Origin of the sequence: Vibrio sp. LaRot3 (assembly GCF_027587025.1) — a bacterium.
Taxonomy (GTDB): domain Bacteria; phylum Pseudomonadota; class Gammaproteobacteria; order Enterobacterales; family Vibrionaceae; genus Vibrio.
Genome location: NZ_JAPPTI010000002.1, coordinates 15,369 through 42,090, shown reverse-complemented (window position 1 = coordinate 42,090; position 26,722 = coordinate 15,369). Strand labels below are relative to the sequence as shown.

At 45.2% G+C, this 26,722-nt stretch carries 22 protein-coding genes; 8 read left to right on the top strand and 14 right to left on the bottom strand.

Going from position 1 to position 26,722, the window contains the following annotated elements; all coding sequences use genetic code 11:
- Positions 1-104: 104 nt before the first annotated feature.
- On the top strand, positions 105-4,916 hold the full coding sequence (locus OH461_RS06930) for a beta strand repeat-containing protein (RefSeq protein ID WP_270019908.1): 4,812 nt from the start codon (positions 105-107) through the stop codon (positions 4,914-4,916).
- A gap of 129 nt (positions 4,917-5,045) precedes the next feature.
- Here OH461_RS06930 and OH461_RS06925 read toward each other — a convergent pair whose 3' ends face one another.
- The 5 genes from OH461_RS06925 to OH461_RS06905 form a co-directional block, all read right to left on the bottom strand.
- On the bottom strand, positions 5,046-5,819 hold the full coding sequence (locus OH461_RS06925; protein ID WP_270019907.1) for a hypothetical protein: 774 nt from the start codon (positions 5,817-5,819) through the stop codon (positions 5,046-5,048).
- 3 nt (positions 5,820-5,822) lie between these two features.
- Positions 5,823-6,083: a hypothetical protein gene (locus OH461_RS06920; protein ID WP_270019906.1), complete on the bottom strand. Its 261-nt coding sequence runs from the start codon at positions 6,081-6,083 to the stop codon at positions 5,823-5,825.
- The gene (locus tag OH461_RS06915) at positions 6,083-7,396 is read right to left on the bottom strand and encodes an HlyD family type I secretion periplasmic adaptor subunit (protein WP_270019905.1); all 1,314 of its coding nucleotides are present in this window, start codon (positions 7,394-7,396) and stop codon (positions 6,083-6,085) included. Before OH461_RS06915 ends, OH461_RS06920 begins: the two co-directional genes overlap by 1 nt.
- 9 nt (positions 7,397-7,405) lie before the next feature.
- Positions 7,406-9,097: a type I secretion system permease/ATPase gene (locus OH461_RS06910; protein ID WP_270019904.1), complete on the bottom strand. Its 1,692-nt coding sequence runs from the start codon at positions 9,095-9,097 to the stop codon at positions 7,406-7,408.
- A gap of 93 nt (positions 9,098-9,190) precedes the next feature.
- A complete protein-coding gene (locus OH461_RS06905; RefSeq protein WP_270019903.1) occupies positions 9,191-9,826 on the bottom strand; it encodes a hypothetical protein in 636 nt (211 codons plus the stop codon).
- Between the two features lie 234 nt (positions 9,827-10,060).
- Between OH461_RS06905 and OH461_RS06900 the strand changes: the two genes are divergently transcribed.
- Positions 10,061-11,464, top strand: coding sequence for a DUF3131 domain-containing protein (locus tag OH461_RS06900; protein ID WP_270019902.1), 1,404 nt, complete (start codon positions 10,061-10,063; stop codon positions 11,462-11,464).
- 78 nt (positions 11,465-11,542) lie between these two features.
- Complete coding sequence (locus tag OH461_RS06895; RefSeq protein WP_270019901.1) at positions 11,543-13,960, top strand: hybrid sensor histidine kinase/response regulator; 2,418 nt, start codon at positions 11,543-11,545, stop codon at positions 13,958-13,960.
- A gap of 379 nt (positions 13,961-14,339) precedes the next feature.
- Here OH461_RS06895 and OH461_RS06890 read toward each other — a convergent pair whose 3' ends face one another.
- The 5 genes from OH461_RS06890 to OH461_RS06870 all read right to left on the bottom strand — a co-directional run bounded on the left by OH461_RS06890 (position 14,340) and on the right by OH461_RS06870 (position 17,820).
- Positions 14,340-14,741: an OsmC family protein gene (locus OH461_RS06890; RefSeq protein ID WP_270019900.1), complete on the bottom strand. Its 402-nt coding sequence runs from the start codon at positions 14,739-14,741 to the stop codon at positions 14,340-14,342.
- 11 nt (positions 14,742-14,752) lie between these two features.
- Positions 14,753-15,739 carry a Gfo/Idh/MocA family protein gene (locus OH461_RS06885; RefSeq protein ID WP_270019899.1) on the bottom strand — a complete coding sequence of 329 codons (987 nt, stop codon included), beginning with the start codon at positions 15,737-15,739 and terminating at the stop codon, positions 14,753-14,755.
- A gap of 11 nt (positions 15,740-15,750) precedes the next feature.
- Entirely contained in the window at positions 15,751-16,365 is a 615-nt protein-coding gene (locus OH461_RS06880) for a LysE family translocator (protein ID WP_270019898.1), read from the bottom strand.
- Between the two features lie 92 nt (positions 16,366-16,457).
- Positions 16,458-17,378, bottom strand: coding sequence for a LysR family transcriptional regulator (locus OH461_RS06875; RefSeq protein WP_270019897.1), 921 nt, complete (start codon positions 17,376-17,378; stop codon positions 16,458-16,460).
- Positions 17,371-17,820 (bottom strand): Lrp/AsnC family transcriptional regulator, encoded by a 450-nt coding sequence (locus tag OH461_RS06870; protein WP_270019896.1) that lies wholly within the window; start codon positions 17,818-17,820, stop codon positions 17,371-17,373. The genes OH461_RS06875 and OH461_RS06870 overlap by 8 nt, the downstream gene beginning before the upstream one ends.
- Positions 17,821-18,023: 203 nt before the next feature.
- Here OH461_RS06870 and yjeH point away from each other — a divergent pair, with 203 nt between their 5' ends.
- The gene (gene yjeH, locus OH461_RS06865; protein ID WP_270020284.1) at positions 18,024-19,289 is read left to right on the top strand and encodes an L-methionine/branched-chain amino acid transporter; all 1,266 of its coding nucleotides are present in this window, start codon (positions 18,024-18,026) and stop codon (positions 19,287-19,289) included.
- A gap of 7 nt (positions 19,290-19,296) precedes the next feature.
- Here the strand turns inward: yjeH and OH461_RS06860 are convergent, their stop codons facing one another.
- Together OH461_RS06860 and OH461_RS06855 are read right to left on the bottom strand one after the other, a co-directional pair.
- Positions 19,297-20,523, bottom strand: a complete 1,227-nt coding sequence (locus OH461_RS06860; protein ID WP_270019895.1) for a sensor histidine kinase — start codon at positions 20,521-20,523, stop codon at positions 19,297-19,299.
- 94 nt (positions 20,524-20,617) lie between these two features.
- Positions 20,618-21,316 carry a response regulator transcription factor gene (locus OH461_RS06855; protein ID WP_270019894.1) on the bottom strand — a complete coding sequence of 233 codons (699 nt, stop codon included), beginning with the start codon at positions 21,314-21,316 and terminating at the stop codon, positions 20,618-20,620.
- A 385-nt stretch (positions 21,317-21,701) separates the two neighbouring features.
- Between OH461_RS06855 and OH461_RS06850 the strand changes: the two genes are divergently transcribed.
- Positions 21,702-22,400, top strand: a complete 699-nt coding sequence (locus OH461_RS06850; protein WP_443088447.1) for a hypothetical protein — start codon at positions 21,702-21,704, stop codon at positions 22,398-22,400.
- Positions 22,401-22,512: 112 nt separating this feature from the next.
- Here the strand turns inward: OH461_RS06850 and OH461_RS06845 are convergent, their stop codons facing one another.
- The gene (locus tag OH461_RS06845) at positions 22,513-23,520 is read right to left on the bottom strand and encodes an AraC family transcriptional regulator (RefSeq protein WP_270020282.1); all 1,008 of its coding nucleotides are present in this window, start codon (positions 23,518-23,520) and stop codon (positions 22,513-22,515) included.
- 108 nt (positions 23,521-23,628) lie between these two features.
- Between OH461_RS06845 and OH461_RS06840 the strand changes: the two genes are divergently transcribed.
- Positions 23,629-23,955: an MFS transporter gene (locus tag OH461_RS06840; protein WP_270019893.1), complete on the top strand. Its 327-nt coding sequence runs from the start codon at positions 23,629-23,631 to the stop codon at positions 23,953-23,955.
- Entirely contained in the window at positions 23,949-25,172 is a 1,224-nt protein-coding gene (locus tag OH461_RS06835) for an HlyD family secretion protein (protein ID WP_270019892.1), read from the top strand. The genes OH461_RS06840 and OH461_RS06835 overlap by 7 nt, the downstream gene beginning before the upstream one ends.
- Before the next feature lie 412 nt (positions 25,173-25,584).
- Here OH461_RS06835 and OH461_RS06830 read toward each other — a convergent pair whose 3' ends face one another.
- Positions 25,585-25,989, bottom strand: a complete 405-nt coding sequence (locus OH461_RS06830) for an NUDIX hydrolase (protein WP_270019891.1) — start codon at positions 25,987-25,989, stop codon at positions 25,585-25,587.
- Between the two features lie 467 nt (positions 25,990-26,456).
- Here OH461_RS06830 and OH461_RS06825 point away from each other — a divergent pair, with 467 nt between their 5' ends.
- Positions 26,457-26,696, top strand: a complete 240-nt coding sequence (locus tag OH461_RS06825) for a hypothetical protein (RefSeq protein WP_270019890.1) — start codon at positions 26,457-26,459, stop codon at positions 26,694-26,696.
- Positions 26,697-26,722: the final 26 nt, after the last annotated feature.

Sequence of the window (26,722 nt, the reverse complement as noted above, 5' to 3'; positions counted from 1 at the left end):
TTCCCTCTCTGCCTACTAATCTAAATCTATAAGCATAGATATGAAATTGGTATCAGTATTGCACTAATACCAATTCAAACACGTCAAAGGCTAGGAGAAGGCTCATGGAAGGAACAAAACACGATGATGTCATTACAGGCACCTCAGAAGGCGATGCAGTAAACAGCCGTGCAGGTAATGATGAGATTTCAACTCAAGCCGGTGACGACTTTGTTGCAGCCGGTGAAGGTAGCGATACGATTTCAGCAGGCGAAGGTAATGATACGGTACTTGGCGATGTTGAATACGAATTGAATCAAGATGATTCGCAATCTGAGAGTAGCGATGACTCTTGGGGCACGTCCCATTCTGTTTATCAATATGATGCAGACCAAGATCAAGAGCAGTCTTCTCACAGCATCAAATTAGAAAATTTTGCGGTCAATCAATCAGTTCAAACATCCACTAGCGCAAGTGGTTTTAGTGGTCATGACCACGTCACTCTGCAAATCACAGACAAAGATGGCAACATCATTGTGAGTCAATTGGTGGCAGTTGATCAAAATGGTCAAATCAATACCGACCTCGACATTCCTGAATACAAGCTACCCGATGGTGGCGAAGTTAATTTCACATTCCTAGACCAAAACGATACGCCTATAAGCCAAGTTAATGATATGGATGTGGCTGTACGTAACATCTTTAACGACACCATTGATGGCGGCGCAGGCGATGACATTCTAAAAGGCCAGCAAGGCGATGACACCATCTTTGGTGGCGAAGGTAACGACTTCCTAGATGGCGATATCAATAACGATACCCTACATGGTGGTACTGGCGATGACGTACTTGTGGGTGGTAGCGGCAACGATACTCTATACGGCGACGAAGGCCACGATACCCTACTCGGTTCAGACGGTGATGACACCATTAGCGGTGGTGACGGCGATGACCTACTGATGGGTGAACTCGGTGACGATACGCTCGTCGGCGGCGACGGTCACGATACTTTGATTGGTGACGATGGCGAAGACAAGCTCTATGGCGGCGAAGGCCACGACAAACTGTTTGGTGGTAAAGATGCCGACTACCTAGAAGGTGGCGCTGGTAATGATGAGCTACACGGCGAGCAAGGTGATGACACCATTTTAGGTGGTGAAGGTAATGACTTTGTACTGGGTGGCGAAGGCCAAGACACCATCTCAGGTGGTGAAGGAGAAGACTTACTACTCGGTGGCGACGGTGATGACGTCATTACTGGTGATGAAGGCCACGACGTATTAGTCGGTGAGCTTGGTGATGACCATCTATCCGGTGGCGAAGGTCACGATATTCTTTATGGCGACAAGGGCGACGATACCTTACTTGGCGGAGCAGGTAATGACCAACTGTTTGGTGGTGAGGGTGACGACACCATTACTGCCGGCGAAGGTGATGACATTGTCCACGCCAACGAAGGGGCTGATGTTATCGACACAGGCGCAGGTGCGGATGAAGTCTATGCGGGCTCAGGTGATGACATCATTACCACAGGTGAAGGCGCAGATACCGTGTTCGGTGAAACAGGCCACAATACTATTGATTCCGGTGAAGGTGACGACACCATTTACACCGATGCAGGCGATGACCAAATCACCTCAGGCACAGGACACGACACCATTTTCGCAGGCGGCGGTGACAACGTGATTGATTCTGGTGAAGGCGACGATTTGATGTACGCTGAATCTGGCGCTGACCAAATCACCACTGGCGCTGGTCATGATACGGTTTTTGCTGGCGATGGCGATAACGTTGTTGATGCTGGGGCAGACCATGACACAGTGTACTCGGGTAGCGGCGCAGATACCGTCAACATAGGAACTGGTCATGATAAAGCCTTTACCGGCGATGGTAGCGACGTGATTCGTGCTGGTGAAGGTAACGACCAAGTCTTTGCGGGCGAAGGCGATGATACCCTTTATGGCGAACAAGGTAACAACCAACTGTTCGGTGAAGCGGGTGATGACACCCTAGTTGCCGGTTTAAACGCGGGCGAACTGTATGGTGGCAGCGGTAAAGATACCCTAACTGGCTCTGAAGAGAGCGACAAACTTTATGGTGGCGGTGATGATGACACCATTACAGCTAACGCAGGCGATGACATCATAGAAGGTAATGCCGGTGACGATACTATCGATGCGGGCACTGGCCATGACACCGTCTTTGGCGGTCAAGGTGACGATCATATTACCGGCGGTGAAGGTAATGATGCGCTGGTTGGTGATACGGGTGACGACACCCTATTAGGCGGCGCGGGCGAAGACGTGTTAGTCGGTGGTGAAGGTGCAGACTTCCTAGATGGCGGCGAAGGTCGCAGCGAAATCTACGGTGAAGATGGCGATGACACCCTACTCAGCTCAGACCAAGATGACTTACTTTCTGGCGGCGCAGGTGACGATACCATTCAATCTGGTCTAGGTGATGACACGGTATTTGCAGGCTCTGGTACCGATAATGTGCAAACAGGTGAAGGTAACGACACGGTTTACGGTGAATCTGGCACAAACACGATTGATACCGGCCTAGGGGATGACGTGGTTTACGGCGGCACAGACTCAGATACCATCACCACTGGTGAAGGTATTGACCAAGTATTTGCTGGCGACGGTGCCGATGACATTGATGCGGGAGCAGGCAACGACCACATCGATTCCGGTGCGGGCGATGACCTTGTTAAAGGTGGCGCTGGTGATGATGCCCTATTTGGCGGCGCTGGTGATGATGAACTGATTGGTGGCGAAGGCTACGACTTCATTGCCGGTGGTGAAGGTAACGACACTATTCGCGATGATGGCCAAGATACCATTTTAGGCGAACAAGGCGACGATACCCTTTACGCTGCCGATACAGGTAGCCACAACATCTTTGGTGGCGAAGGTGATGACACCATCATTGGTAGTGATGTCGCCGATACCCTTTATGGCGGTGCAGATGACGATACCATTACTGGTGGCGCGGGCGATGATGCGCTGTATGCAGGCGATGGTGCAGACACCGTTGATGCTGGTACTGGTGATGACACTGTATATGGCGAAGCTGGCGCAAACACCATTACCTTAGGTGAAGGTGACGACACCCTTTACGGTGGTAGTGGCGCAGATACTGCAACAGGTGGTACCGGTGACGATATCCTATCTGGCGCAGGTGGTAATGATAACCTAAGCGGCCAACAAGGTGCTGACTTAATCGATGCTGGTGAAGGTAACGATACCATCTCGGGTGGTGATGACAACGACCTTCTCTTCGGTGGCGCAGGTAGCGACACTCTATCGGGTGATGCTGGTGATGATGAACTCTACTCAGGTACGGGTAACGACACCCTATCAGGTGGTCTTGGTGACGATAAACTGATTGGTGAAGGCGGTACTAACATTCTGTCCGGTGATCAAGGCGACGATATTCTGCTTGGTGGCAGCGGAGCGGACACTCTAAAAGGTGGCGAAGGCGACGATTACATCGAAGACAGTTCAGACAACAACACCGTAGAAGGTGGTGAAGGTACTGACACTATCCGTCTAACTGGTGCAAATAACGTTGTTGCGGGTGGTGAAGGCGATGACGACATCGAAGTAACAGGCGCAGGAAGCAGCAATATTGATGGCGGCCTAGGTGATGACTCAATTACCGCCTCTGGCGATAACAACGTTATCTCAGGTGGTGACGGTCAAGACACCATCAAAGTAACTGGCGATGGTCTAAACACCATTGATGGCGGTGAAGGTAATGACACGATTACCGCTGAGGGTGGAACTAACCAAGTGAAAGGTGGCCTAGGTAACGACACCATCACCCTATCCGCAGGCACAAACACGGTAGAAGGTGGCGAAGGTAATGACTCGGTGACTACCGGTTCTGGCAACGACACCCTCTACGGTAATGAAGGCCAAGATACCCTAAGCGCAGGCTCTGGCGCAGATAAACTGTATGGCGGCGCAGACAATGACCGACTTTACGGTGGATCGGGTGATGACCAATTAGAAGGCGGAGAAGGCGACGATAAACTCTATGGTCAAAACGACACAGATACCTTAACCGGTGGTCAAGGTAACGATTATCTATCAGGTGGCTCAGGCACTGACACACTTTGGGGTGGCACTGGAGACGACAAGCTCTACGGTGGCGGTTCTGCCGATACCCTATATGGTGAGGAAGGCGATGACACCTTATCTGGTGATGGAGGTAACGACATGCTCTATGGCGCACAAGGAGACGATACGTTGAAAGGCGGTTCAGGTGAAGATTATGTATCAGGTGGCGAAGGCGATGATACGTTAAGCGGTAACGACAATGCCGATACGTTAGACGGTGGTGTAGGTAACGATACCCTATCGGGCGACTCGGGTGATGACATGCTATTTGGTCAAACCGGCGATGACGTTCTTGATGGTGGTAGCGGCGTAGACCAACTGTTTGGTGGCGTAGGTAACGACCAACTAGTATTCGACTCAACGGAGTTAGAATCAGGCGACAGCAGCATGGTTCACTTCAGCGGCGGTGCTGATTTCGACGTACTGCTTGTCGGCGACGACAACCAAAGCCAAATGATCGACATGACTCATAACACCTTCCAAGAATTAGAAGGTGTGCGCATTAACTCTAGCGATACTGAGCTATCACTTGCTCTGGATAAAATTGCCGCCAACAACACCGCAGGTGAAACCGCTGGTCAGTTTGTATGTACAGGCGCAAGCAATATCGACTTGTCCGGTTGGGGATGGCAGCTTACTGAGAGCCACATTCAGATGAGTGATTCTCTGCAAAACATCTATCAAGAAAGCAACATCGAAACTGGCAACCTATATGGCTACCGCTTCGAGAATGATGCAGGCCAAGAAGTGGTATTGTGGAGTGACCTAGACAGCGCCAATATCAAGTTCCCAGACACAACTGACGTTTAAACTTTAGACCATAAAAATCAAACGCCTACCCTCACGGTAGGCGTTTTTGTATGAATACACATCCAAAAATATGCTAATGCGGCGTCAATTTGAAAGCGAACCTCACCTCAATCGACTTCAGCTTTAGCCCTAATTCTCCAAACAAATCTCACGCGTTTTACGTGATATCTGCGCATCATTAGAGATGACAAATTGATAGTATTCATTGCTCATTTCATTGTTATGGACGAATGTTCGCATTTGGCTGAGTAAGCTTTTCGCATCGCTGTAACGGTCGAGATAATTCTGATCGCAGGTATTGACGATATCCATGTCCACCCTTAACTTCGAAAAAGACGTCATCAATTCATCCACTCTCTGCTCTACTTGCGTCAACTTGGCGGTTTCAGAGTATTGTTGTTCTAATCGCGCCCGCTGCTTTTGTATTTCTAAGCTTGATTCTGCTTCTAACAACTGCTGCTTAGCCTGATATTTTTGCAATAACGCTTGCTCCTGTTTATCGCTGGTTTTCTTTAAAGCAAAGTATTGATAGCGATAATTTTTAGCGGATTTTTCGCTCGCAAGCAGTTTGGATTTGAGGCTCTGAGAACGCGCCTCTTCTTCACTCAATTGCTGAGAAAGCGATGCGATTTGCTGTTGATACTCTTGCTCTAGTTTTTGCGCAAGCCCTTCCAATTGGCGTTGGTAGGAAAGCTGATGAGCCTCAGACATCAATTGCTCAAACATCAACTCAGTTGAGAGCAATTCAAGTTGTTCATTCAAAGCCGCTATCTTTTGCTGTTTTTCTTCCAACTCGTTTGAGAATTCAACTTGTTGCTGACTGCTAGATTGCAACAAAGCATAACTGGCACCACCAAGACACGCAGCAACCAGTACTAATGCTACATAACCGAGTGTTTTCATTGCTTACTCCTCAACCAGTTGGCGATAGCACTTCTGTTTACAGTGAGGGCAATGATAAGCATGGCGATCCACTTTCGCGGCGCAATGGGGGCACTTTCCATGTCGTCGGTCATGACTAAACAACAGTAACAGCAAGCCTATTGGGCCCAGCACGTAACCAAGTAAAATGCCCGCAACGGTATTGTTTTTCCAAATACCCACCGCCGTCGTTAGTACAAAGAACAAACCATAAAAACCTAACCAGAAAAGCATATCTTCGTTCATCACGCTTCCCTCATTGCTTTTTGCATTCCGCTAACTAACGGGCTCACGAGGTAATCCCATAACGTTCTTTCCTCACCGATAATCAGCACTTCAGTCAACATCCCCGGATACAACTCGACATTGTGGTTCTGCTCTAGCTCAGACAAACCATGGCGATCAAACTTAATGGTCACCAAATACCCGGGGCTAGCTTCATTACCCTCGCCTTTTGGTAGTACCCTATCCGCAGAGACATGAAGCACCTCACCTTCTACTGGCGGTGTATTGCGGGCGCTATACGCCGTTAACCTAACTCGTGCTAACTGCCCCTGCCTCACCACATCTATATCTTTCGGGGAAACAATGGCCTCAACAATCAACTCATCGCTTTCTGGGACAATTTCCATTAACACTTGCCCCGGCTTAATCACGCCACCAATGCTGGAAATATTCAAACCAACCACGCTGCCCTCAAACTCGCTACGAATCAGTATTCGAGAACGGATATCTTGCGCAGTTTTAATGACTTGCTGTACATCTCTTAGCTCATCGTTAATAGCTTTCAATTGAGTGGAATATTCGCGGTCTAAATCGAGGATCTGGTTTTGATATTTTTGCTCTAACGTTTCAAGCTCGCGAGTAGCGACATCTACCGCCAACGAGATTTCGGCAAGTTCTGCGGTAATCCGAGCACTGTGTCGCTTAAGTTCTAGCATACGCGTTTTAGACACATACCCTTTAGCGACCAAGCCCTTGGTCATGTTGATCTCTTGCTGAACTAAATCACGTTGAGTAGTAATTGCGCGACGCTGAAACTTGCTTCCTTTTATCTTTTCTTGAAACAGCGCGGTCTGCTGCTCATATTGCGATTCGATAAGTTCACGTCTTAGCTGCGCTTGTTCAAACTGCACGCCCTCACTAGAGAGCAGCGTCTCTATCACTAGTCCATCTTCATTTTGCTGCTTTAATTCTTGCGGCCATGTAATGCTTGTTTCCTGCTGAGACAAGGCGCGTAATCTGGCTTGCTGAGCCAATAACGAATAGCTGCGATAAAGGTAACGTCGATAATCGGCTTCCGCTTTGGTGTCTGAAAGTTCAACTAAAGGTTGCCCCTTCTCCACCTTTTCACCTTCTTTGACGAACACCTCTTTTACCCAACCTCCTTGTAGGTGCTGAATCTGCTTTCGCTTACTTTCAACCACGAGACTGCCCTGAGCAACAGAGGCAGAACTGAGCGGCATCGAAGTCGCCCAAGCGAAAAAGCCTCCGACAGTGGCTATAACCACTACGCTGCCAATCATAATTAAGCGTTTTGTACTAAATCCATTTTCCATAACGCCCCCTTAAGCCGTTTTAACCGAGCTAGGTTCAGGTAACTCACCTTCCACCTGTAAACCAAGGAACTGTTCGCACGTTCCGGCCTTTTCGACTCGGCCATCTTTTAACTTGATGACCCAATCCATTTGACGCAAGAAACCCGGGCGATGACTGATCATCACCACGGTAATATGGTTTTCTTTGCAATGTTGCAGAACGATCGCCAAGGCAGTTTCGCCTTCTGGATCAAGGTTTGAGTTTGGTTCATCAAGCACCAATACCCGAGGATTAGAGTAAATGGCCCTTGCCAATCCGATGCGTTGCTTTTGCCCCCCAGAGAGCATTACGCCACCTTCGCCAATATAGGTGTCATAGCCTTCTGGAAGTGCCATGATAAGTTCGTGTATGCAAGCAAGCTTGGCGGCTTTTACCACATCTTGATCGTTCCCCTGAGTGAAGCGACAAATATTTTGCTTAACCGTACCTGCCAATAGCCCAACGTGCTGAGGAAGGTAGCCTATGTATTGACCAAATTGATTGATATCCCACTTTTCGATGGTCGCGCCATCAATTTTGATTTCACCCACCGAGGGTTGATGTATCCCCATCAACAAACTGGCCAGTGTGGATTTCCCTGAGCCTGAGTTTCCCATCACCGCCAGTGCATTACCTGCGCCGAGCTTAAAGTTAACTCCCTGAATAACTGGGCTTTTCGCATTTGGAAACTTCAAGCTAACGTTGTTAAATTGGATCTCACCTTTGGGTTCTGGAAGGAGAGTTTTACTCACTTCAAACCCAGCCTCTACTCGGCTGTTCAAGCTACGCCACGCGCGATACGCGGTGTACCAAGATTTCCAGCCACTAACTGCGCTTTCAAAAGGGCTCAGCACTCGCCCAATAAGAATAGAACTTGCGATCACCGAACCAATACCCAACTGCTGATTGAGCGCTAAGAACACACCCGTCGTAAGCACAGCGACTTGCAGCAAGGTTCTGAAATAACGGCTGATGGCCAACAGTAAACCTGCTCGTGAATTCACTAGCCACTGCAACTTGAGCACATCTGAATTAGTTTTCTCCCATGTTTTACCAACATTGCTACTCATTCCCATCGCTTTCAGTGTTGGAGCGTTGCGTAAGTAATCGTTAAGCTCCATGCTCACTTTCGCTGTGGTTTCTTGCGCCTGTGCACTTAATCTTCGGCCACCAAACATCATCAGCATTGCCAGCCCCATAAACAGCAGCACGCCGACAAGTGCAACAACGCCAATGTAAGGGTGAAGGACAAACAGCAACAACAAAAAGAGTGGCGTAAAAGGAAGGTCTAAAATAGATGAGGTTGACGGAGCAACGAGAAAACCACGAAGAATTGAAAGATCCTGTAATGCATGCTTTTCGATCCGATTCGATTTTGAGGATTCTGCGATACTACTCGCGAGCAAGTCACCGCTTAACTGGGTGTCCAATTTCAAAGCCGAACGTTGCATCAACAATGTGCGAATATGCTCTAGCACTGCCTGAGAAGTCACCAAGAATAGCGTTATGCACAGCAAAGCTATCATGGTTTCAATACTTGCGCTGCCCATCACTCTGTCGAACAGCTGCAAGCTATAAACCGGTACAGCCAATACCAGTAAGTTCACACCTAAACTAAAGAAAATTGCTGCCCAGAATTCTCTGCGCACAGCAACAAACGGATTGATATCCTTGCCTTTCATAGCCCAACCAACTTAGTTGCATATAATTATATAGTTGAGTATAGACTTAGATTTTAATCTCGTTGGTTTTCACCAAAAAAGAGAGACTTAGATTTATACCAATTGATAACGCTGGCTCACTTCATACCCAGTCGCTATGGTGCGATGGCTCTCTTTTATGATCCAGTTTATTGGGTTTCTCACCCAAGGTTGAGGGTCATTTTTCGGGAACTGATTCACCACTTTCAAACCTACCACATTGAGCCCCAACGATTGGCATGTCTCAATGCAGCGCTTTGCATGCCAAGCTTGTGCCACAATTAGAACGTTAATTCCCTGTTGCTGACCTTTGGCACTTTTCGCGACATCAAGAGTTGTTTGGTAATCATCATTTCTAATTGCGTAGTGCGTTACCGTCGCCAAATGGCTGGCGATTTCTTGCTGTGCAAATAAGGGTAAATTGGGGTGCTGCTGATGCAACATAGCAAGTTGCTCTGCTAACTCTATGTTGACACATTCGCTATCACCAAATGAAAACGCTAAAGCAAAGTCTGCCGCTTCATCGGTAGCAAAAGAATCCAAATACAAGGTTTCACGAGACAAATAGTCTTGAATACGCAGCTTGGCTGACTCTTCAAGTTGATACTGAGGAGATTGGTAGTGAAAAAACAGATCAGAAATCGAATTGCAGCTCGGCAAAGTACATTGACCGAAACCCAAGCTCTGAACAAAATCACAGAAATTACGCATAACAGTATATTCCTAACTCATGCTATCCCTAGTTAAAAAGGGCCAATAAGCCAGTACTGTCCGTTGTTGTGGTTATTTTACTTATATGACCCACAAGCTCAAGAAAATTGTTCAAATTATCAACAATAAATTCTTTAGCGCATTTACTAAGATTAATTCCCCCCACTTCTCGCATTATACAAATCTTGTATTATCATTACCTTAGTGGTTATTTGCGAATGGAATTGCATATTAATGTTCAAACAAGCGGTTTGGTGTCTGCTCGGTTGCGCTTTCTCTTTATCTGCTTCATCAGAAACGGAGTCAGACGCTATTGTAGAAAATGAACAACCTGAAATCAGTTTTTATGGCCAACGCAGCATCGGAGGCGTCATTGCAGAGCCTGCCCGATCGCATTCTTTTCACCGCAGAGTGATCGCTCCACAAATCAAAGAAGAAAATGATGACGAAATAAACGAGGAACACAACGATCTAGTTGAACTCAAGCATCATCATGAGCCAATCAAACCGTTAAACAGAAATGAAAAACTGTTAGCAAAAAAAGCCCAATACTATTTTGAGAGAAACAGGCGAGATCACACAGGTCTATGGGACTCAGTGCAAGGCTACCCGCATACAACCATGTGGGACGTCGCAAGCGGCATAGCCGCCACCCTCGCCCTTGAAGCTCTCGGTCTAAAAACCTCAGAACAAACCCATTCAGAGCTAGAAAAAACGCTCGCCACTCTCAATAGCATGCCGCTCTACAAAAACTGGCTACCTAACCGAGAATACAGTACCAAGACAGGTCTTCCTTCTGGTCGATTAAGCCAGTCAAAAAGTAATGGCAACGGATGGTCTGCTTTAGACATCGGCCGCCTACTCATTTGGCTTAAAATCTTGTGTCAACAACACCCCGAATTAGAACCCCAAATTGTTAAACTGATTGATCACTGGAAACTCGATAAAGCGGTCCACAAAGGGACTTTATATGGCGCAAAACTGTATAAAGGTAAAGAATATTACCGACAAGAAGGCCGTCACGGTTACCTACAATACGCAGCGACGGGTTTCGAAATGTTTGATTACTCTGTCCCACTGCCTGATCTCAATAAATACCTAACATCAGTCTCCATAAATGGCTCACCACTCGAAATAGACACACGCAACGTGCCGTTTATGACCAGTGACCCTTACATTCTTGGCAGCATTGAATTTGGGCAAAAAGATGAATGGAATCAGTTAGAAACCATCTATAACCTGCATAAACAGAAGGCCGAACAAAAAGATAAACTGTATAGCTTCGCTGAAGATGCCATGAACAAGAACCCGTGGTTTGCTTACAACAACCTGTTTTATTACGGTAAGCCATGGACTAGTGTGAGCCCAAGTGGAAAAGTCATTGAGAACCCCCAAATACTGAGCCATAAGGTCGCGTTTGGTTTTAGCGTGCTATTTTCAGATGACTACAGTGAGATGCTAGGGCAAGCGGTGTTAGAAAATAGTTTAAACTCGCGCAGCATACCTACTGGTCAATATGAAAATGGCGGAAGTAACACCGCGTTCAATATCAATACCAACTCACTCATTTTAGTGTCACTTTGGTACAAAAGTTATGGCGGTCAACCCATTCTAAAGCCAAGCCCTACCAACCTCTAATTATCTAAACCTTTTACCCTGATTGACGAAAACTCGTCTAGGCTAATAAAAACAATAGATAATTTATAAAGGCTCACAATGTCAGTCAGGCAATCAATTAAACTCCAAATGCTGGTCGCGAGTGCGCTAGTTATTGGTTTTGTTATCGCGTTTGCTTCCATTAACCATTATTACAAAAGCTTGGAAAGCGATTTGCGGAATCTACAAGTCTCTATTTCCAATTCAGAAGCGTTGATGCTAGAAATACGACGCCAAGAACAAGACTTTATCAGCCGGGTAAACCTCAAATATATTCAGCAAGCGACAAATAATATTGAAGTGCTAAAAGAAAGCGTTGAAAAAATCCAACTCTACTTAGATAAATATGATTTTCAAACCCAGTTCCCAACAGACCATATCCAATTAGCGATCGATAATTACGCCCATACACTCAATGAACTAGCTCAGCAAAAAATCTTAATCGAAGGTGAAGATAAAACAGGCCTAATTGAGACCGTCAAAGACTCTTGGTTTAACCTAGAGCGGGTCTTATTGAGCAAAGGAGATGATCGATATCACGAGACGTTGATCAACCTTCAAGAAAGTACCTATTATTTCTTCCGTAATTTTTCTAACGAGCAACTCTCCCTCACCCAACAGCACTTATTTAAACTCTCGTTTCTTTCTTCCGGTGATAGCGAAGTCGTACGCAATGCTATAGCCGACTATCAGAATACCTTTACTCAATTACAACGTGCCTACCAAAGTTTTGGTTATGACCATAACTCCGGTTTGCATGGCAGCCTACGTCGAGAAATACATAATGTCGAAGCGAAGCTTGCATCCATGCATCAAGTAGTTCCGGTTCAAATTGAGCAAAAACTGGATGCCTTAGACAATGAGCTGCACGTTATTTTATCTGCTTTGGTCATCACTTTAGCCGTCATAATGGCTTACGCCACTTGGTCTATCGCCAAATTAGAGAAAAGACTGATGAGCTCAGAGAATGAGGCTCAAAATTCCAATAAAGCCAAAAGCGCATTTTTGGCCAACATGTCCCATGAGATAAGAACGCCATTGAATGGCATCATTGGTATGTCTCAAATTATGTCCGACACTCGTTTAAGCCCCAATCAGCGCGACTACCTCGACACAATTGAAACCTCATCCCAAACCCTGCTGATGCTGATTAACGATATTTTGGACTTGTCTAAAATTGAGTCAGGTCATATTGAAATTACCCCTTATCCATCACACGTAAGAGAAGCCATTTTCGACACCGCCTCCATGATTGCAGGTAAAACGACCGAAAAAGGGTTGCAGCTGAATATTGAAATCGCAGACGACACCCCTTACAACGTCGAACTCGACGAGCATCGTTTACGCCAAGTGCTGATAAACCTGATGTCGAACGCGGTAAAATTCACCAAACAAGGCAGCATTACAATATCGGTCGCCGCCAAATTTATTGATGGTCGAACAGAGCTGACCTTCTCAGTCAAAGACAGTGGAATTGGCATTGATAAAGATAAACAAGCTTCAATCTTCGAGCCCTTTAAGCAAGAAGATGGGTCAATTACGCGTGAATTTGGAGGGACTGGGCTTGGCTTAAGCATTAGTACCCAACTGGTCGAATTAATGGGCGGTAAGCTACAAGTCGAATCCGAAAAAGACCAAGGAAGTCGCTTCTACTTTACCCTCCCCGTAAACATGCTTGAGAGAACACCACGTAAGTCTCACATTGCGACAAAACACGCTTGTATCATTTGTAATGACGAACAAGTAGCCAATCAGCTAGAGAAAAACCTCGTGTTCCATGGCATCGAGAAAACCACCATCATCCAAGATGTTGGCCACGCAATAACATGCGATATCATCTTCCTTTACCATCACGTCGCTGAAGCGACCAAGAAACAGATAGAACAGCTGAGTCAACTGGCACCAAACACACCGCTGATTGTTATTCAACGCCTAGAAACCGCAGACGCAGATTTCAACGACGCGATAGATGGCCTGATCAAATTCCCCATTCTTGGCTCGCGAGTCATGTCTACCATCCAGCAATCAAAAGAAGCCCTCTATGAACGTAAGCTACATCAAACGGACTCGACTACAACAAATGCTGACCATGATGAAAAGCAACCACCAGAAAGGATATTGATTGTCGAAGACAATAACGTGAACCAACAAGTGGTATCGCTATTTTTACGTAAGGCCAACTATCAATTTGATATCGCTCATAATGGCCTAGAAGCGCTCAATAAGGTCAAACAAGGCGCACGTTACCAAATGATGCTGATGGATTGCATGATGCCAGAAATGGATGGTTTTACCGCGACGCAAGAGATCCGCAAGTTTGAGCAGCAAAACAATTTGCCATCAACGCCAATTGTCGCTTTAACTGCGAGTGTGCTCGATCAGGATATAAAAAAATGCATTGATGTAGGAATGGATGATTATCTGTCTAAACCTCTAAAGAAAGACAAATTATATTCCATGCTAGACAAATATATTTAGCCTGTTCAGATGTGATTAGAGTCATAATTCTAGATTTGACGTTGCAGCGGCGGTGACAGAATAACCATCATACTATTCGACAAAATACCGTCACTATTGCGCCAACAAATGCTAATGATAAAACTATCTATTACATAGATTCGTGAAACATCCCTGCTTTAAATTTTTTTCTGAAGCAAAATAAAACCAAATGGGAATTGTCAATTTACACAAAGATCAAACGGTAGTACTTTTTAAGTAAGAATTATAAAGCACCTTCGTTTGCTATCTGGAATACCGAGTTTATTTTGCTGACAGCTCGGAATAATACAAAAGGAGAAGCACGTTCCAGTGCCTCTCCTTTTTTAGTTAATCTATAAATCAATCGCGATGAGAAAAATTACTCAACAATTTCCCAGCTGTGAGTCATCTCAACGCCTTTTCCTAACATTAGGCACACTGAACAATATTTTTCTAAAGAATCGGCACACACTTTATCTACTACTTCGACAGCAAGGTTGTCGCCGCTAACTTCAAAGTGAATGTTCACCTGAGTGAAAATTCGCGGCGCTGTGTCACGGCGTTCTGTAGTGAGCTTAGCCACACACGTCGCAACTTTTTCACCCGCTTCTTTCAGACCATCCACCACGTCGACAGAACTGCACCCACCAGCAGCCATTAATACCATCTCCATTGGGCTTGGTGCGGTTTCTCCACCATTACCATCCATCACAATTGAATGGCCTGACTGCGATTGACCTAGAAACTTAAAACCTTCAACCCATTTAACTTCAGCTTGCATACCTGTTCTCTTTACTTATCTTGTGGAAACACCACACCGACTTGGCGGCGAATCTCTGTTAGGAGCTGTGCAACGAGCAACGATCGCTCCATGCACTCTTTATCCATTGTATTGGTTTTGACTTGCTCAGCGAACGCTTCCGCTTCGTAACGCATACGGTTTTCAAACTGAGGCAGACTAATATCTTCTGGCTGCTCGCCTTTACGAACATGGGTCACTTTCTCCGCTATCGAAATCATATTGATCAACAATGCACCAGCTTCACCTTGAATCTCACTCGGCAAATAGGAGTTGCTTGTTTTGGAGTGTTGTAGCACCACCTCGAATGTGTCATAGCCTAAGATGACACTACCATTGCCATCCACGCCAGATTCTAATAACTGCCCAACGGCATTCACAGTCTTGGGCTTACCAAATAAAGACACCGCCGATGCCAAGCAATAGTACCCAATGTCCATAATTGACCCATTGGCAAATTGAGGATTAAACGTGTTCGGGTTTTCTCCCGCAAGGTACTTATCGTAGCGAGAAGAATACTGGCAATAAGTAATAAACGCTTTACTCAGTTTACCTAACGTCGGTAGCTTTTGTTTAATGAGCTTAAAGTTAGGCGTGTGGCAAGACATAAACGCCTCAAACAATACAACGTTGTTTTCTTTGGCGGTCTGATACATTTGATCAGCAAGGTCAGCGTTGGCAGCGATTGGCTTTTCACAAATCACGTGTTTACCCGCCGCAAGCATTTGAATGCTCTGTGGAGCATGAAGCGAGTTCGGGCTAGCGATATAAATCGCATCCACATCGTTTGAGGCAGCTAATAAATCAAGATCATCAAAGAGCTGTATCGAAGCACCATCTTGGTACTTGTCTGCAAACTGTGCGGCCGAACTTAACGAACGAGAATAAACAGCACTTAACCGATACTCGCCTGACTCCAATGCCCCTTGCACAAACTGATCGGTGATCCAGTTTGTGCCTATTACCCCTAGCCGAATCATAATTTTTCCTTCTAAACCATCATCACAACGCGAATTGCCAACAATATGAGAATCATACCCGAAAGCCTATCGATCAATTGCGCTTTAGTACGGATTTTATCAATAAACTTAGAACTAGAAAGCAACAGCGTAATTAAGCTATACCATAGCCCATCGACAATGAGCGGTGTCCCCACCACCACAGCTTTGCCTACCCAACTACTGCTTACCGCAACAAACTGGCTAAACAGGGCGATAAAAAACAGAGCGATTTTGGGGCTTAAAATGGAAATCAAAAAGCCCTCTCGAGCAGATTGCCACAAACTGGTTTGTTCTCCAGATTTAAGCTTTGCCGCGACTCCCCCTTTTGAACGCAGCGCATTAATACCAAGATAGAGTAAATACGCCGCGCCTGAGTAACTGATGACTTTAAATAGTAGAGGTGACTGCTGTAATACCACCGCTAAGCCGATGATAGTTATAAAGGCGTAAATACCAATGCCAAATGCGTGTGCCCAAGCGGCGACTAAGCCATTCACTCTTCCCCCAGCTAAGCTGTGTTTTGCTACCATGGCTAAGCTTGGCCCGGGAGACATCGCCCCCAAAAGACAAATCGTAAATAGGGATAACCAAATACTAATCGTCACCTTGTTTTCCTTTCCAACATTAAAACAATGTCATCAGATTATGCGAGATATAGAATGAATTGAAATCAAAGTTTCGCATCTTAGCTATGACTTCACTTCATACCAATCGAATAGGTAGAATGAGTCATTACATTGAGAATTTGTTCTCGCATCCATTGATGTGCCGCATCGCCATCAAACTTAGGATGCCACATTAACCAATATTGGTGAGGTGAGGTTGTGAAAGGCAACGCCTTATAGGTTAACGCTGCCTTATTACATAGAGTCAGTGCAATATGCTCAGGTACGATCATCAGCAAGTCACTGGTTAATAGCGTATCGACGGCGACATTAAAAAACGGCACTTTCACCGCAATGCGTCTTTTGTAGCTCTGTTGTTTGAGCTGTAAATCTGCGTGGCTGTCTTTGTCTCCCCCACCAGTGACCTTGAGGTGCGGATAGCGAACAATATCCTCGTTCGAAAGCATCTCAACCAAGCTCAGCGGGTGTTGCTGGCGCATAAGTACAACCGAATAATCTTGTCCGAGTTTAATACTCGATAGGTGCTCAGGTTGATGCGGCAACATGGTTGATGCCAAGTCTATCCCTCTTGGGTGGAGCTCATGGAGATAGTTGGGCTTAAACAGTTGATAACTAAAATCAACACTAGGCGCTTGCTCTGCCAACAATGCGGTAACTTCAGGCACAATAAACTGAGCCACATAATCACTGGATGAGAACACGAACTCCTGTTGCCACTGAGACGGCTCAAATGGCCTGTCGCTCAGCAGTTCATCCACTTCGCCAAGTATCTGATTGAGTTTTGCTTGAATACTCAACGCCCGAGAAGTAGGGACAAGTTGATTGCCCTCTCTCACCAACAATGGGTCTGCGGTAAGCTCCCGCAGCTGAGCAAGCTGTCGGCTGACTGCAGACTGGGTGAGGTTTAATCGCTGCGCCGCTAGGCTTACATGGCACTCTTGTAATAACACTTGTAGTGAGCGCAGCAAATTTAAGTTGATATGACTAATCATTGGTTAAGGTATTAAAAAACTCAGTCAGCACTGTATGAGTGGTTAGATGGCGAAGTTCAGGAAAGCGATGAAGCTGATTGCGAATATCATTCAAGCTTTCCATGGTTGGCGTCTCCACATACAACATCATATCGGTTTCACCACTAATCGCACGGCTCCATTTTACGCCATCAATTTGGTAGATTTTCGCAGCGTAGGACTCACAGAATTTCGTCGAGCTAGAGGTATCAAATTTCAGCGCCAAGTACGCTTTTATCAAGGAAGATTGACCACTTTGACGAACATTGGCGTGATAACCCATTATCACCCCTTCATTCTCTAACTTCTGAATTCTCGCTGTCACGGCCGAGCGTGACAAGTTTACCTGTCGTGCGATATCACTCACTGACATACGAGCATTGTCTTTCAGTATCGCCACTATTTTGCTGTCAAACTGATCCATAGTACCTCTAGTGTTAGGTCAACTTATCCTGTTGATTCTCTGCATATTACATGAGCAGCGCATAGTATGAAAAGCCGCAAAGTGACGGCTTAGAAACAAATTACCGTCAATATGACAGCCAACTCCGACATTTTGCTTAATGATAGGCAACGCTGAGTTCGATAAGCTACTTGTTAGCGGATAATTATGCATGGAGCGCGATGATGGCCAAACTAAAACAAGAAATTACGTTACTTTCCGGTATCGGGCAGCTCTCGACGACTCTGCTCGGTACGGGATTGTTTATGGTTCCTGCAATTGCCGCGGGCATCGCTGGCGCTTATTCTCTATGGGCTTGGCTATTGCTCTTCGTTGCCGTCTTACCTATCGCCCTTACGTTTGCCCATTTAGGTAAGCGTTTCCCCAACGCTGGCGGAACCGCTTTCTTTGTCAGGCAAGCATTCAATCCAAAGCTCGAAAAAACCATTGCTTGGCTTTTCTTGAGTATCATACCTGTTGGGGTTCCCGCTGCCATTGCTTTAGCTGGCGGATTTCTTCAGCCACTGTTGCCTAGCCAGCTTTCTTATCCTTTGGTGTCGCAGCTAATCACGATTGGGCTGTTAGTCATGGTCAACTTATTGGGAAGTCAATCATCTGGTCGATTACAAGCAGGCATAGCCATGGCTATTTTTGCCTTCGTGGTTTGCCTTGTATGGTTTGGCAATGTCACAACAAGTGACATTCAAATGCCAGAGCTAAGCGCAAACAAGCTGCCATCCATTGCCGCCGCTATTGCAGTTATGTTTTGGTGTTTCTTAGGCATTGAAGCGTTCGCCCATATGGGAGAAGAGTTTAAAAACCCTCAACGCGACTTTCCGATTGCACTGATCATCGGTTGCCTCATCGCGGGGGCTACTTATTGGGCGGGCTCTGTGGTTATCTTGAAATACCACGCTTACGGTTCTGCGCAGTTTGATTCAGGTTCTATTCCTTTCATCGCAGATCAGTTGTTTGGCGCGAAATTCCACTGGTTAATCAGTCTGCTGGGCTTTACCGCCTGTTTTGCAAGTATCAACCTTTATACCCAAAGCTTATCGAGAATGTTATGGGTTCAAACCCGAGCGTATCGTCCATCGAGTCGAATAGCCAACCTATCTGCGCAAGGTGTACCGGCCAACGCGACATTCGTCATCGCGGTCGTATTAGCCATCTCATGTGTTGTGGGTGAAGTGAGCGGATTAGATTTAGAGGTATTCGTCAAACTGGCTAATGGTATTTTTGTCTTAGTTTATTTGATCGCCATGCTATCTGCCGTGCAGCTATTCAACGGAAAACATAAATTGATGGCGTTGGTAGCCTCCGTCGTCTGCTTACTTCTGTTTATTTGCTTGGGCTGGTCAATGCTTTATGCCATGACCCTATTTGGTTTATTTTTGTTGGTCGCAAATCGCCAATCACAGGGTAAAACAAGGGCGCATAAAACAGCTTAACCTGACGTTAAAGCTTCTGCATCATTACTGTAAAGCGCGCTCCGCCTAGCGCACTATCATCGACCGCGATGCTCCAGTTTAAGGTTTGGCACACATTGCGAACGATCGTCAAACCGAGACCAAAGCCATTATGGTCTCGGTTTCGGCTTCGGTCCAACCGGCTAAAGGCCATAAAAATCTCTTGGCGTTTATCTTTCGGAATGCCTAAACCATTATCTTCAACATCAATAACGAAATGCTCCTCGCATTCGGTCAATGTCACGGAAATTTGGCCTCGACCATAACGAACCGCGTTTTGTAGCAAGTTATCAATAACTAGATGGCAAAGTGTATTCGAGGCCATCACATAAGCGAAGTTTGAGCCTAAGTTGCATGTAAAATGGCATTCAGCATGAACAATGCGCTCTATTCTCTGCTTGAGTAACTCAACGAGATCAAGCGCATTAGCGTCGATCTTCTCAACGCCAGAGGTGATGGTATTGAGCCGCGAAAGTGTCACCAAGCTATCTGTAAAGCCGGCAATGTCTTCAACGTAGCGGTCTATATCTTGATAAAATACTTGATGGTCTGCGTGCGCATGTTTACGAGCTAGATCGGAAGCAAGTTGTATTCTTGAAAGTGGCGTACGTAGCTCATGCGGAATAGCTTGAGTAAATATCTGATTTTGCTTAACTCTGCGTTCAATTTCTTCCGCCATCGAGTTAAAACTGTTCGCCAAATCACGTACTGGCAATTTGTAATCACTTAGCGTGGCTCGATTGGTCAACTGGCCTTTGCCAAACTCTTGTTGAATACGATTTAAACCAAAGATCTGTTTATGCAGCCGATAGATATAGCAGTACACCATGAGCGCCAAAGCAACGGTAATCACGCTAACTAAGGTCAAAACAAACAGTATCTCGGAATCTTGATACCATTCAACCTGAGGTCTAAAAAACTCTCTTCTTTCGGTGAACCTTAAATAACTATCGGTATTAGGCAGGGGGAAGTATGCCCGAAATAATGCGTCGTCATATTCATAGACGGAGACCCCATCGCTGACAAACAGTTTTTTGCAGCTCAGACAGACTTCTGTAGGCGCTTTAACCAGTTTTAAATCAAATATGTAGAAAGGTTGATGGCCCGTTGTTTCTAACTGTTTGTATAGCGAGTCGACTGTGCCCTTCTGCTCTAAATATTGATTCACAAAAAAACGACCGTCGCTAAGAAATATCTCCGCATTGGTCCTTTCCATGTAATCACTACCCAAATAGAAAAACATGGATATCGTAATGAAGAGACCAGTCATCAAAGTGATGTAAGTTCTCGCGAAAGTTAACCGACGCATATTAAGCAGCCGTTAGCTTATAGCCACGATTTCGAATCGTCGTCACTTTGGCTGTCGTCACATCCGCCTTTTGCAACTTTTTCCTTAACCCTGAAACCCGCATATCAATTGATCGGTCGTTGAAGCTGTATTCTATCCCTCGGGTGGTTTGGCAACACTCTTCGCGCGATACCACTTGATCTAATCGTTCGAGCAACACCGTCAATACTTCAAATTCAGATTGGGTTAAGTCGAGCTCTTTTTCTCGATAACAAGCTTTTTGAGTGGTGGTGCAAAGGCTGAGTCCGTAGCCTTCTAATTGCGTTTTAGATTTTGGAGAGGATAAAGTGGAACGTTGGAGACGCCGAAGAAGGGCTTCAATTCGCGCGACCAGTACATGGCCTCGAATTGGTTTGGTAATGTAATCATCGGCACCAAGTTTGAGAAGACTCACTTCACTCAATTCATCTGTTACTGCGGTCAGCACAAGAATCATACCTTGGTAGTGTTCGCGCACTTCTCGACATATTTGCGCACCATCTTTATCAGGTAGCATGAGATCGAGCAGGACAACATCAGGCTTTAATTCAACAATTTGACTTACTGCGGTTGCCCCAGAGTGTATCACCGTCACTTGATAACCTTCCGCTTCAAGGTACAACTTGGTCAATCGCGCTATTTCGTTATCATCTTCAATCAGCAAAACTTGTACTAAGCTCATAAAAGATTCACCCCATTTATAAAGTCACGCGCAGTATATAGACCAAGCTGCACATTTCAACCGCTCAGTCAGGATTTTCCTCCGGTGACCACTTTTACGCAATGTAAGCCACCTCTTACACAGCCTTACAAACCCGCTTTGAATGACACTCATTTTTGTAATTGCCGCAATATTTCGGGTGAAATGAGCAAATACGCACAAAAAACCACCACTCACTACTAATAAAAAACACAATATCAACCTTGAACTCTATTTCCATATCGCTGCTTGCTTACAAAAGCCAATCATCACTTTTTTGAAAATGGACATTTGTTCCTGTCTCCTTACTATGCAGCCAACTTACTCATAACGATGATATCTAGTCGCTGTTCAATTGGAGAAGCTAATGAAACGTATCTTAACCGCAACCGCGTTTGCAATGACCCTTTCAGCCTGTGGTAGCACCGTCATTATGGACAAATCACCACAAGTAAAAATGCAACCTGAAATCACGGTAAAAACGGATGGGGACTTTTGGGGCTTTGGTTCTGAGGGCATTTTCGATATTGGTGGTAAATATCAAGGTAAATACTCTCGCAGTGCTTCATCTTCAACATGGTTCAACACCTTCTCATTTAAAGATGGTGAGATGGGTGCAGAGATCACCAGAAAAGACAACGGTGCAACTTGGCAGCTTTCTTGTACCGGTGGCGGTTCAACCATCCATTACATGGGGGTGGATTTTGGAGGTAATGACCCTTACGTATGTAAAATCCTTCAAGATGACAAACAAGTTGGTGAATACCGAATCGAACCCAAAGCCACAGCGATTGATCTTGGTTTCGATAAAACTGAACAAGGCACAATCCGCATCGGCGATGTTCATTTTAACCTAAAGACTATTCATACTGGTGACGGTCTACTGATGCCAGTCGATATGCCTTTAGGCTATAGCTTTACGCGCGGCACACAGGAAGTTGCAGCAGTACAAACCAACGGCATGATTACCGTGCAATCATTACCTTCCCTTACTGAAGCTCAACAAGACTTAATTGCTATTGGCACTGTTGCTAGTGCACTAAGCTGGCGTCCAAGTGACGAATAGATCTAACCTTTTTCCCCTGATGGATGCTAGTTAAACTGCGACTTCAGTTTTATCCATCAGGTTTACTCGCCTGGTTCATAATTGGCATTGGGGTTGTAGCTCAGCCCCCTTTTTAACGCACCTCATTAAGCCTCTGCATAAACTGCTTTGGCGTAATCGCCCTCTGACGTTTAAACATACGATTAAAGCTAGCGATATTTTGATAACCTAGCCGCCTCGAAATCTCTTCTAGCGGGACTTGCTTTGTCATAAGTTCGACGGCTTTGTTACTTAACACATACCCTGACACCGCAGTAAAGTTCATACCGATATCATGCAACCTGCGTTGGAACTGTTGAGATGACAACCCTAATAAACTCGACACACGTTCAACCGTTGGTAAGCCATAGTGACAGCTGTAATTGATCACCTCATAGATGACTTTGACCTCATCCCCCGGCTCAGGCATATTCAAAAAGTCATCCAGTTCAGAAAAGCTCATGGCGAGAGGCAGCTTAGGGTCATCACGCATCGAGAATGTCGCTAAGCGCAATTCATCACGAAACCAAATTTCTGTTTTAGAATGACTCCATCCTATATCACAGCCAAAATACGCTCGATACTTTTTATCTTTTGGGCGAGAACCGGGCAACATGACACGCATCGGCTGAAAGCCCTCCCCCACGTAATGCCGGATAATTTTGGTCATCATGACCGCCATTCTAACGCTGTCATGGACTTTACAATGAGGTTCAATAAATGGGTTGTGATAGACCCATTTGATAATGTTACCGCTTTGACTGCCTGATAAATAAGCCCCTGACTGTAAACTGCTTAAACTATAATTAACCCGTCGTAACGCGCCAGACAAATCCACCGCTGAAAACATCCACCGAGTCAGTGGTCCATAATGGCGATAATCAAAATGCACGACAGATTCTAAAACGACATCAGGGTTACCTGTTACTTCAACCAATTGATGAAACCAGTGGTTCACTTCTGAAAGTGGCAATAGCGTCATTGGCTCTTCAAAGACAGAGTCCGGAATGCCTAGCATTCCTGGAGCTAAGCCGTAACGCTTGACCACATTCTTATGTATGTCCCTGAGACCAAAAGCCCGGATAAACCTCACATCGCACATGACAGATTCAATCATTTTTCGTTTCTATTTGATTAAATCTGCCATATCCACTCCATTTTATCAAATAGCCGACACAATGCCCGCGAGATTAGATCACAGGAGCTTTTGATGAGTTTATTGAGCGTCCCATTTGTCGGGACTGGCGCCGACACCGCGTTGCATGTTTTCGCTGGATTAGTATTAGTTTCCACCATAGTCGCAGTTGTCTATGGCTTTTGGCGCTTTCACGAATTACCCATCAACAAAGCCCATAGTAAAGATCACCATCAAATAGGGTTAATCACCGCCTTAACCTGGATAGGCTTTATCTGGCACTGGGTTTGGGTTATCGCTGTCATGCTGGCTTTCATCGATATGGAAAAAGCGATCGTTAATCTTAGAGACACATGGCGTCACGCCCCTGCCTACGAAAAAGAGGAAGAAGAACAATGTTAGAAGGTTTAGCGCTATGGGCACTGTTCATTTACTTGCTACGTTTTGCGGGAATGCCATGGAACAAATTCACTCAGGGGTTTGCGTACATTGGTGGTGGCGCATGGCTGCTGTTTGTATGGGTCGGGCTAATCAACTATACCCCAATGGATCTCTCTGGAGGTTCAGTGGTGCAATCACCTCATATTCAATTGCGCCCTGATTCATCCAATGTCACAGGCAAAGTAGATGAAATCTTTGTCTCGCCAAACCAAAAGATAGAAAAAGGTCAGTTGGTTTACCAAATTGATGACACCAAGTATCAAATCGCATTAAACAAAGCACAATCTGCGGAACATGCTGCAAAAGTCTCTTTAGCGGTTGCCGAGCAGGAAGTGCAAGTTGCAAAAGCACAATACCAAGCGCTGCAGCAAGATTTGCAAACGACCACTAGCCAGCTCGCAACAGCAAACGCCGATTACCAGCTGCAGCAAAAAATGCTAAGACGTTATCAAGAGCAAAATAAAGCGGTTAAAAACACCATCACTGACAGTGACATCGATAAGCAGTTGACTCAAGTTGTCGTGGCAAAGCACAACATTGAAACCATTGAATCTCAGATTAAAACCAAAGAAGTCGAGCTTGAAAAAGCCCAACTTAACATCAGCACTAAACAGCTGAATATTGAAAGCAAACAAGCGGACCTCAATAACGCTACGCAAATTGTCGCCCAAGCGCAGTGGGATTTAGATAGCACCAAAGTCTTTGCTCCTGCAGACGGTTTTGTGACTAACTTTTTACTTCGTGAAGGCCAACGTGTATCAATGATGCCTAGGCTACAAATGTACACGGATGAGAAATACGTATTGATGCGCGTAAACCACCAAGCAGTACGCAATATTCAGCCAGGGCAATCCGCAGAGTTTTCTTCTGCTGTGTATCCGGGCAAGATATTCTCAGCTAAAGTAGAAGGTATTGTAGAAGCGACTGGTGAGTCACAAGGTAATCTATTGGGCTTCGATGAGTCTGTGCGCGCAACGACTGGGAAAAACCTCAACAACAAACACCACTTTGTTCGCCTAAAGATTGAAGAGCCTGAAGGCTATGATATTCCCGTTGGCTCGGTCGGTTTAGCGTGGGTAAGTGCAGAGAAACCTATTGGCTTCTTAGCGTTTTTGGACGTAATTCGAGGTATCATTATTAGAATGAAGTCTCAGCTTTACTTCTTTTACTCCATCTAGCTTTCGCATTGCAAAATGCTAATTAGTGTTCGGAATGTCATTAGCATTTTTACCAAAATTGCATTTTGCAAATCCAAAATGCAATTAAGCGCAGTCAACCGCGTGCAAATTCACGTCACTGTACGCAAAATTGCCCGTTTCAAAGTTGGCACGTATCGTGCTTTTATTCTAGTGACCCTTTTTAAGCCGAGGGTCACCTAGCCAACTGACGTTGTTAGTGAACCAGTTATTTGTTCACAAAAATGTAGCCAATCACATCGTTGTGGTTGGCTTTTTTCTTTTCTGGCCTTTCGAAATTCTTACCTAGATCCAAGATACACCAGCTAACAAAAAGCAAAAAAAAGCGCCCAAGGTAGCTCAGGCGCTTAAGTAAAGCATTGGTGAGAAGTCGACTCTTACATGTTCTTTGGGATTAAGCTAAAACAGAGCTTAGCGCATACTGTTTAAGTTGATGGTTAATAAACTCTACATCGGCACGATAAAAATCATCCAAAGGAATCTTACTCGGCTCTAACCAATAAAATGTCTGCTGGCGTTCTTTATCAAGTGCTACAGGCTCTGCATCGCCAAATGCTCGCATAACCACATAATAGATACGACCGCCATAATCATTTACGTCGCAGTATGTCGCAGCATGCGTAAGATCTTGCATGCCTGTTTCTTCTTTTAATTCTCGAATAGCAGCGTCTGTTCCCGTTTCGTCATCAAGAACTTCGCCGCCAGGGAATTCTAATACTAACCCCTTGTCCGAACGAAAACGCTTTTGAATCAAGATTCGACCTTCTTTTACCACCACTGCCATTGATAAGTGTTTCACATCCCACTCCTTATTCATCAGTTTCGACGTTGTCATGCTACGGGGCAGGCGCTTAATCATCGCCTTGGATATATATTCAAACTTATTGTTTTTCAACGTCTTAATAGGAAGTGCAGCATACGAACATATGCCACTCATTCAATATTAGTGCAAATAGAAAAATAAGACTGTGCACAGCTAGCAAAATTACCACGCAACAAAAGGTAAAATGTGATGAAACTAGCCTTCACGCATTGTGCTATCACGTATCACGCTTGCATTAACTATCATTAAGACCAGTCAACGGCTAATACGATCTTCCTTATCTAACACTCCATAAGAAATAAAATTCAGCCACGAAGGATTTAACAACAGTCAATTAACAATAAAAACCACCGAATATCACATTGCGCAACATATTCAATTGATTTCATTGGTTGTACTTTGTAAGTTTTAGAGGCAGATCGGTTTATATAAGGAATATTAAGATGGAAAGACTGGTCAAATCCGCGCTAAAAATTCGCCAACGTACTTTCGTGACGACGTTTTTTGCTCAAAACGGGTTTAAAATTGATAGAACAGATTTTGATTTTATGATCTTCTCTCTGGAGGAGCTAAAAGTCAGAGTAACGTATGACCTATGTTCAAACGTTCGTTCGATTTCAGTATTAAACACACCAAAAACTATGCCCCGTTTTAAAGAACTCGCCAACGCCTTGGCCGAATAACCTTGCTGCCCCAAAGAGCCTACCTG

Excerpts from the sequence above, each read along its gene's own strand:
- OH461_RS06930 (WP_270019908.1), top strand. The coding sequence starts at position 105 with ATGGAAGGAACAAAACACGATGATGTCATTACAGGCACCTCAGAAGGC.
- OH461_RS06925 (WP_270019907.1), bottom strand. The coding sequence starts at position 5,819 with ATGAAAACACTCGGTTATGTAGCATTAGTACTGGTTGCTGCGTGTCTT.
- OH461_RS06920 (WP_270019906.1), bottom strand. The coding sequence starts at position 6,083 with ATGAACGAAGATATGCTTTTCTGGTTAGGTTTTTATGGTTTGTTCTTT.
- OH461_RS06915 (WP_270019905.1), bottom strand. The coding sequence starts at position 7,396 with ATGGAAAATGGATTTAGTACAAAACGCTTAATTATGATTGGCAGCGTA.
- OH461_RS06910 (WP_270019904.1), bottom strand. The coding sequence starts at position 9,097 with ATGAAAGGCAAGGATATCAATCCGTTTGTTGCTGTGCGCAGAGAATTC.
- OH461_RS06905 (WP_270019903.1), bottom strand. The coding sequence starts at position 9,826 with ATGCGTAATTTCTGTGATTTTGTTCAGAGCTTGGGTTTCGGTCAATGT.
- OH461_RS06900 (WP_270019902.1), top strand. The coding sequence starts at position 10,061 with ATGTTCAAACAAGCGGTTTGGTGTCTGCTCGGTTGCGCTTTCTCTTTA.
- OH461_RS06895 (WP_270019901.1), top strand. The coding sequence starts at position 11,543 with ATGTCAGTCAGGCAATCAATTAAACTCCAAATGCTGGTCGCGAGTGCG.
- OH461_RS06890 (WP_270019900.1), bottom strand. The coding sequence starts at position 14,741 with ATGCAAGCTGAAGTTAAATGGGTTGAAGGTTTTAAGTTTCTAGGTCAA.
- OH461_RS06885 (WP_270019899.1), bottom strand. The coding sequence starts at position 15,739 with ATGATTCGGCTAGGGGTAATAGGCACAAACTGGATCACCGATCAGTTT.
- OH461_RS06875 (WP_270019897.1), bottom strand. The coding sequence starts at position 17,378 with ATGATTAGTCATATCAACTTAAATTTGCTGCGCTCACTACAAGTGTTA.
- OH461_RS06870 (WP_270019896.1), bottom strand. The coding sequence starts at position 17,820 with ATGGATCAGTTTGACAGCAAAATAGTGGCGATACTGAAAGACAATGCT.
- yjeH (WP_270020284.1), top strand. The coding sequence starts at position 18,024 with ATGGCCAAACTAAAACAAGAAATTACGTTACTTTCCGGTATCGGGCAG.
- OH461_RS06860 (WP_270019895.1), bottom strand. The coding sequence starts at position 20,523 with ATGGAAAGGACCAATGCGGAGATATTTCTTAGCGACGGTCGTTTTTTT.
- OH461_RS06855 (WP_270019894.1), bottom strand. The coding sequence starts at position 21,316 with ATGAGCTTAGTACAAGTTTTGCTGATTGAAGATGATAACGAAATAGCG.
- OH461_RS06850 (WP_443088447.1), top strand. The coding sequence starts at position 21,702 with ATGAAACGTATCTTAACCGCAACCGCGTTTGCAATGACCCTTTCAGCC.
- OH461_RS06845 (WP_270020282.1), bottom strand. The coding sequence starts at position 23,520 with ATGTGCGATGTGAGGTTTATCCGGGCTTTTGGTCTCAGGGACATACAT.
- OH461_RS06840 (WP_270019893.1), top strand. The coding sequence starts at position 23,629 with ATGAGTTTATTGAGCGTCCCATTTGTCGGGACTGGCGCCGACACCGCG.
- OH461_RS06835 (WP_270019892.1), top strand. The coding sequence starts at position 23,949 with ATGTTAGAAGGTTTAGCGCTATGGGCACTGTTCATTTACTTGCTACGT.
- OH461_RS06825 (WP_270019890.1), top strand. The coding sequence starts at position 26,457 with ATGGAAAGACTGGTCAAATCCGCGCTAAAAATTCGCCAACGTACTTTC.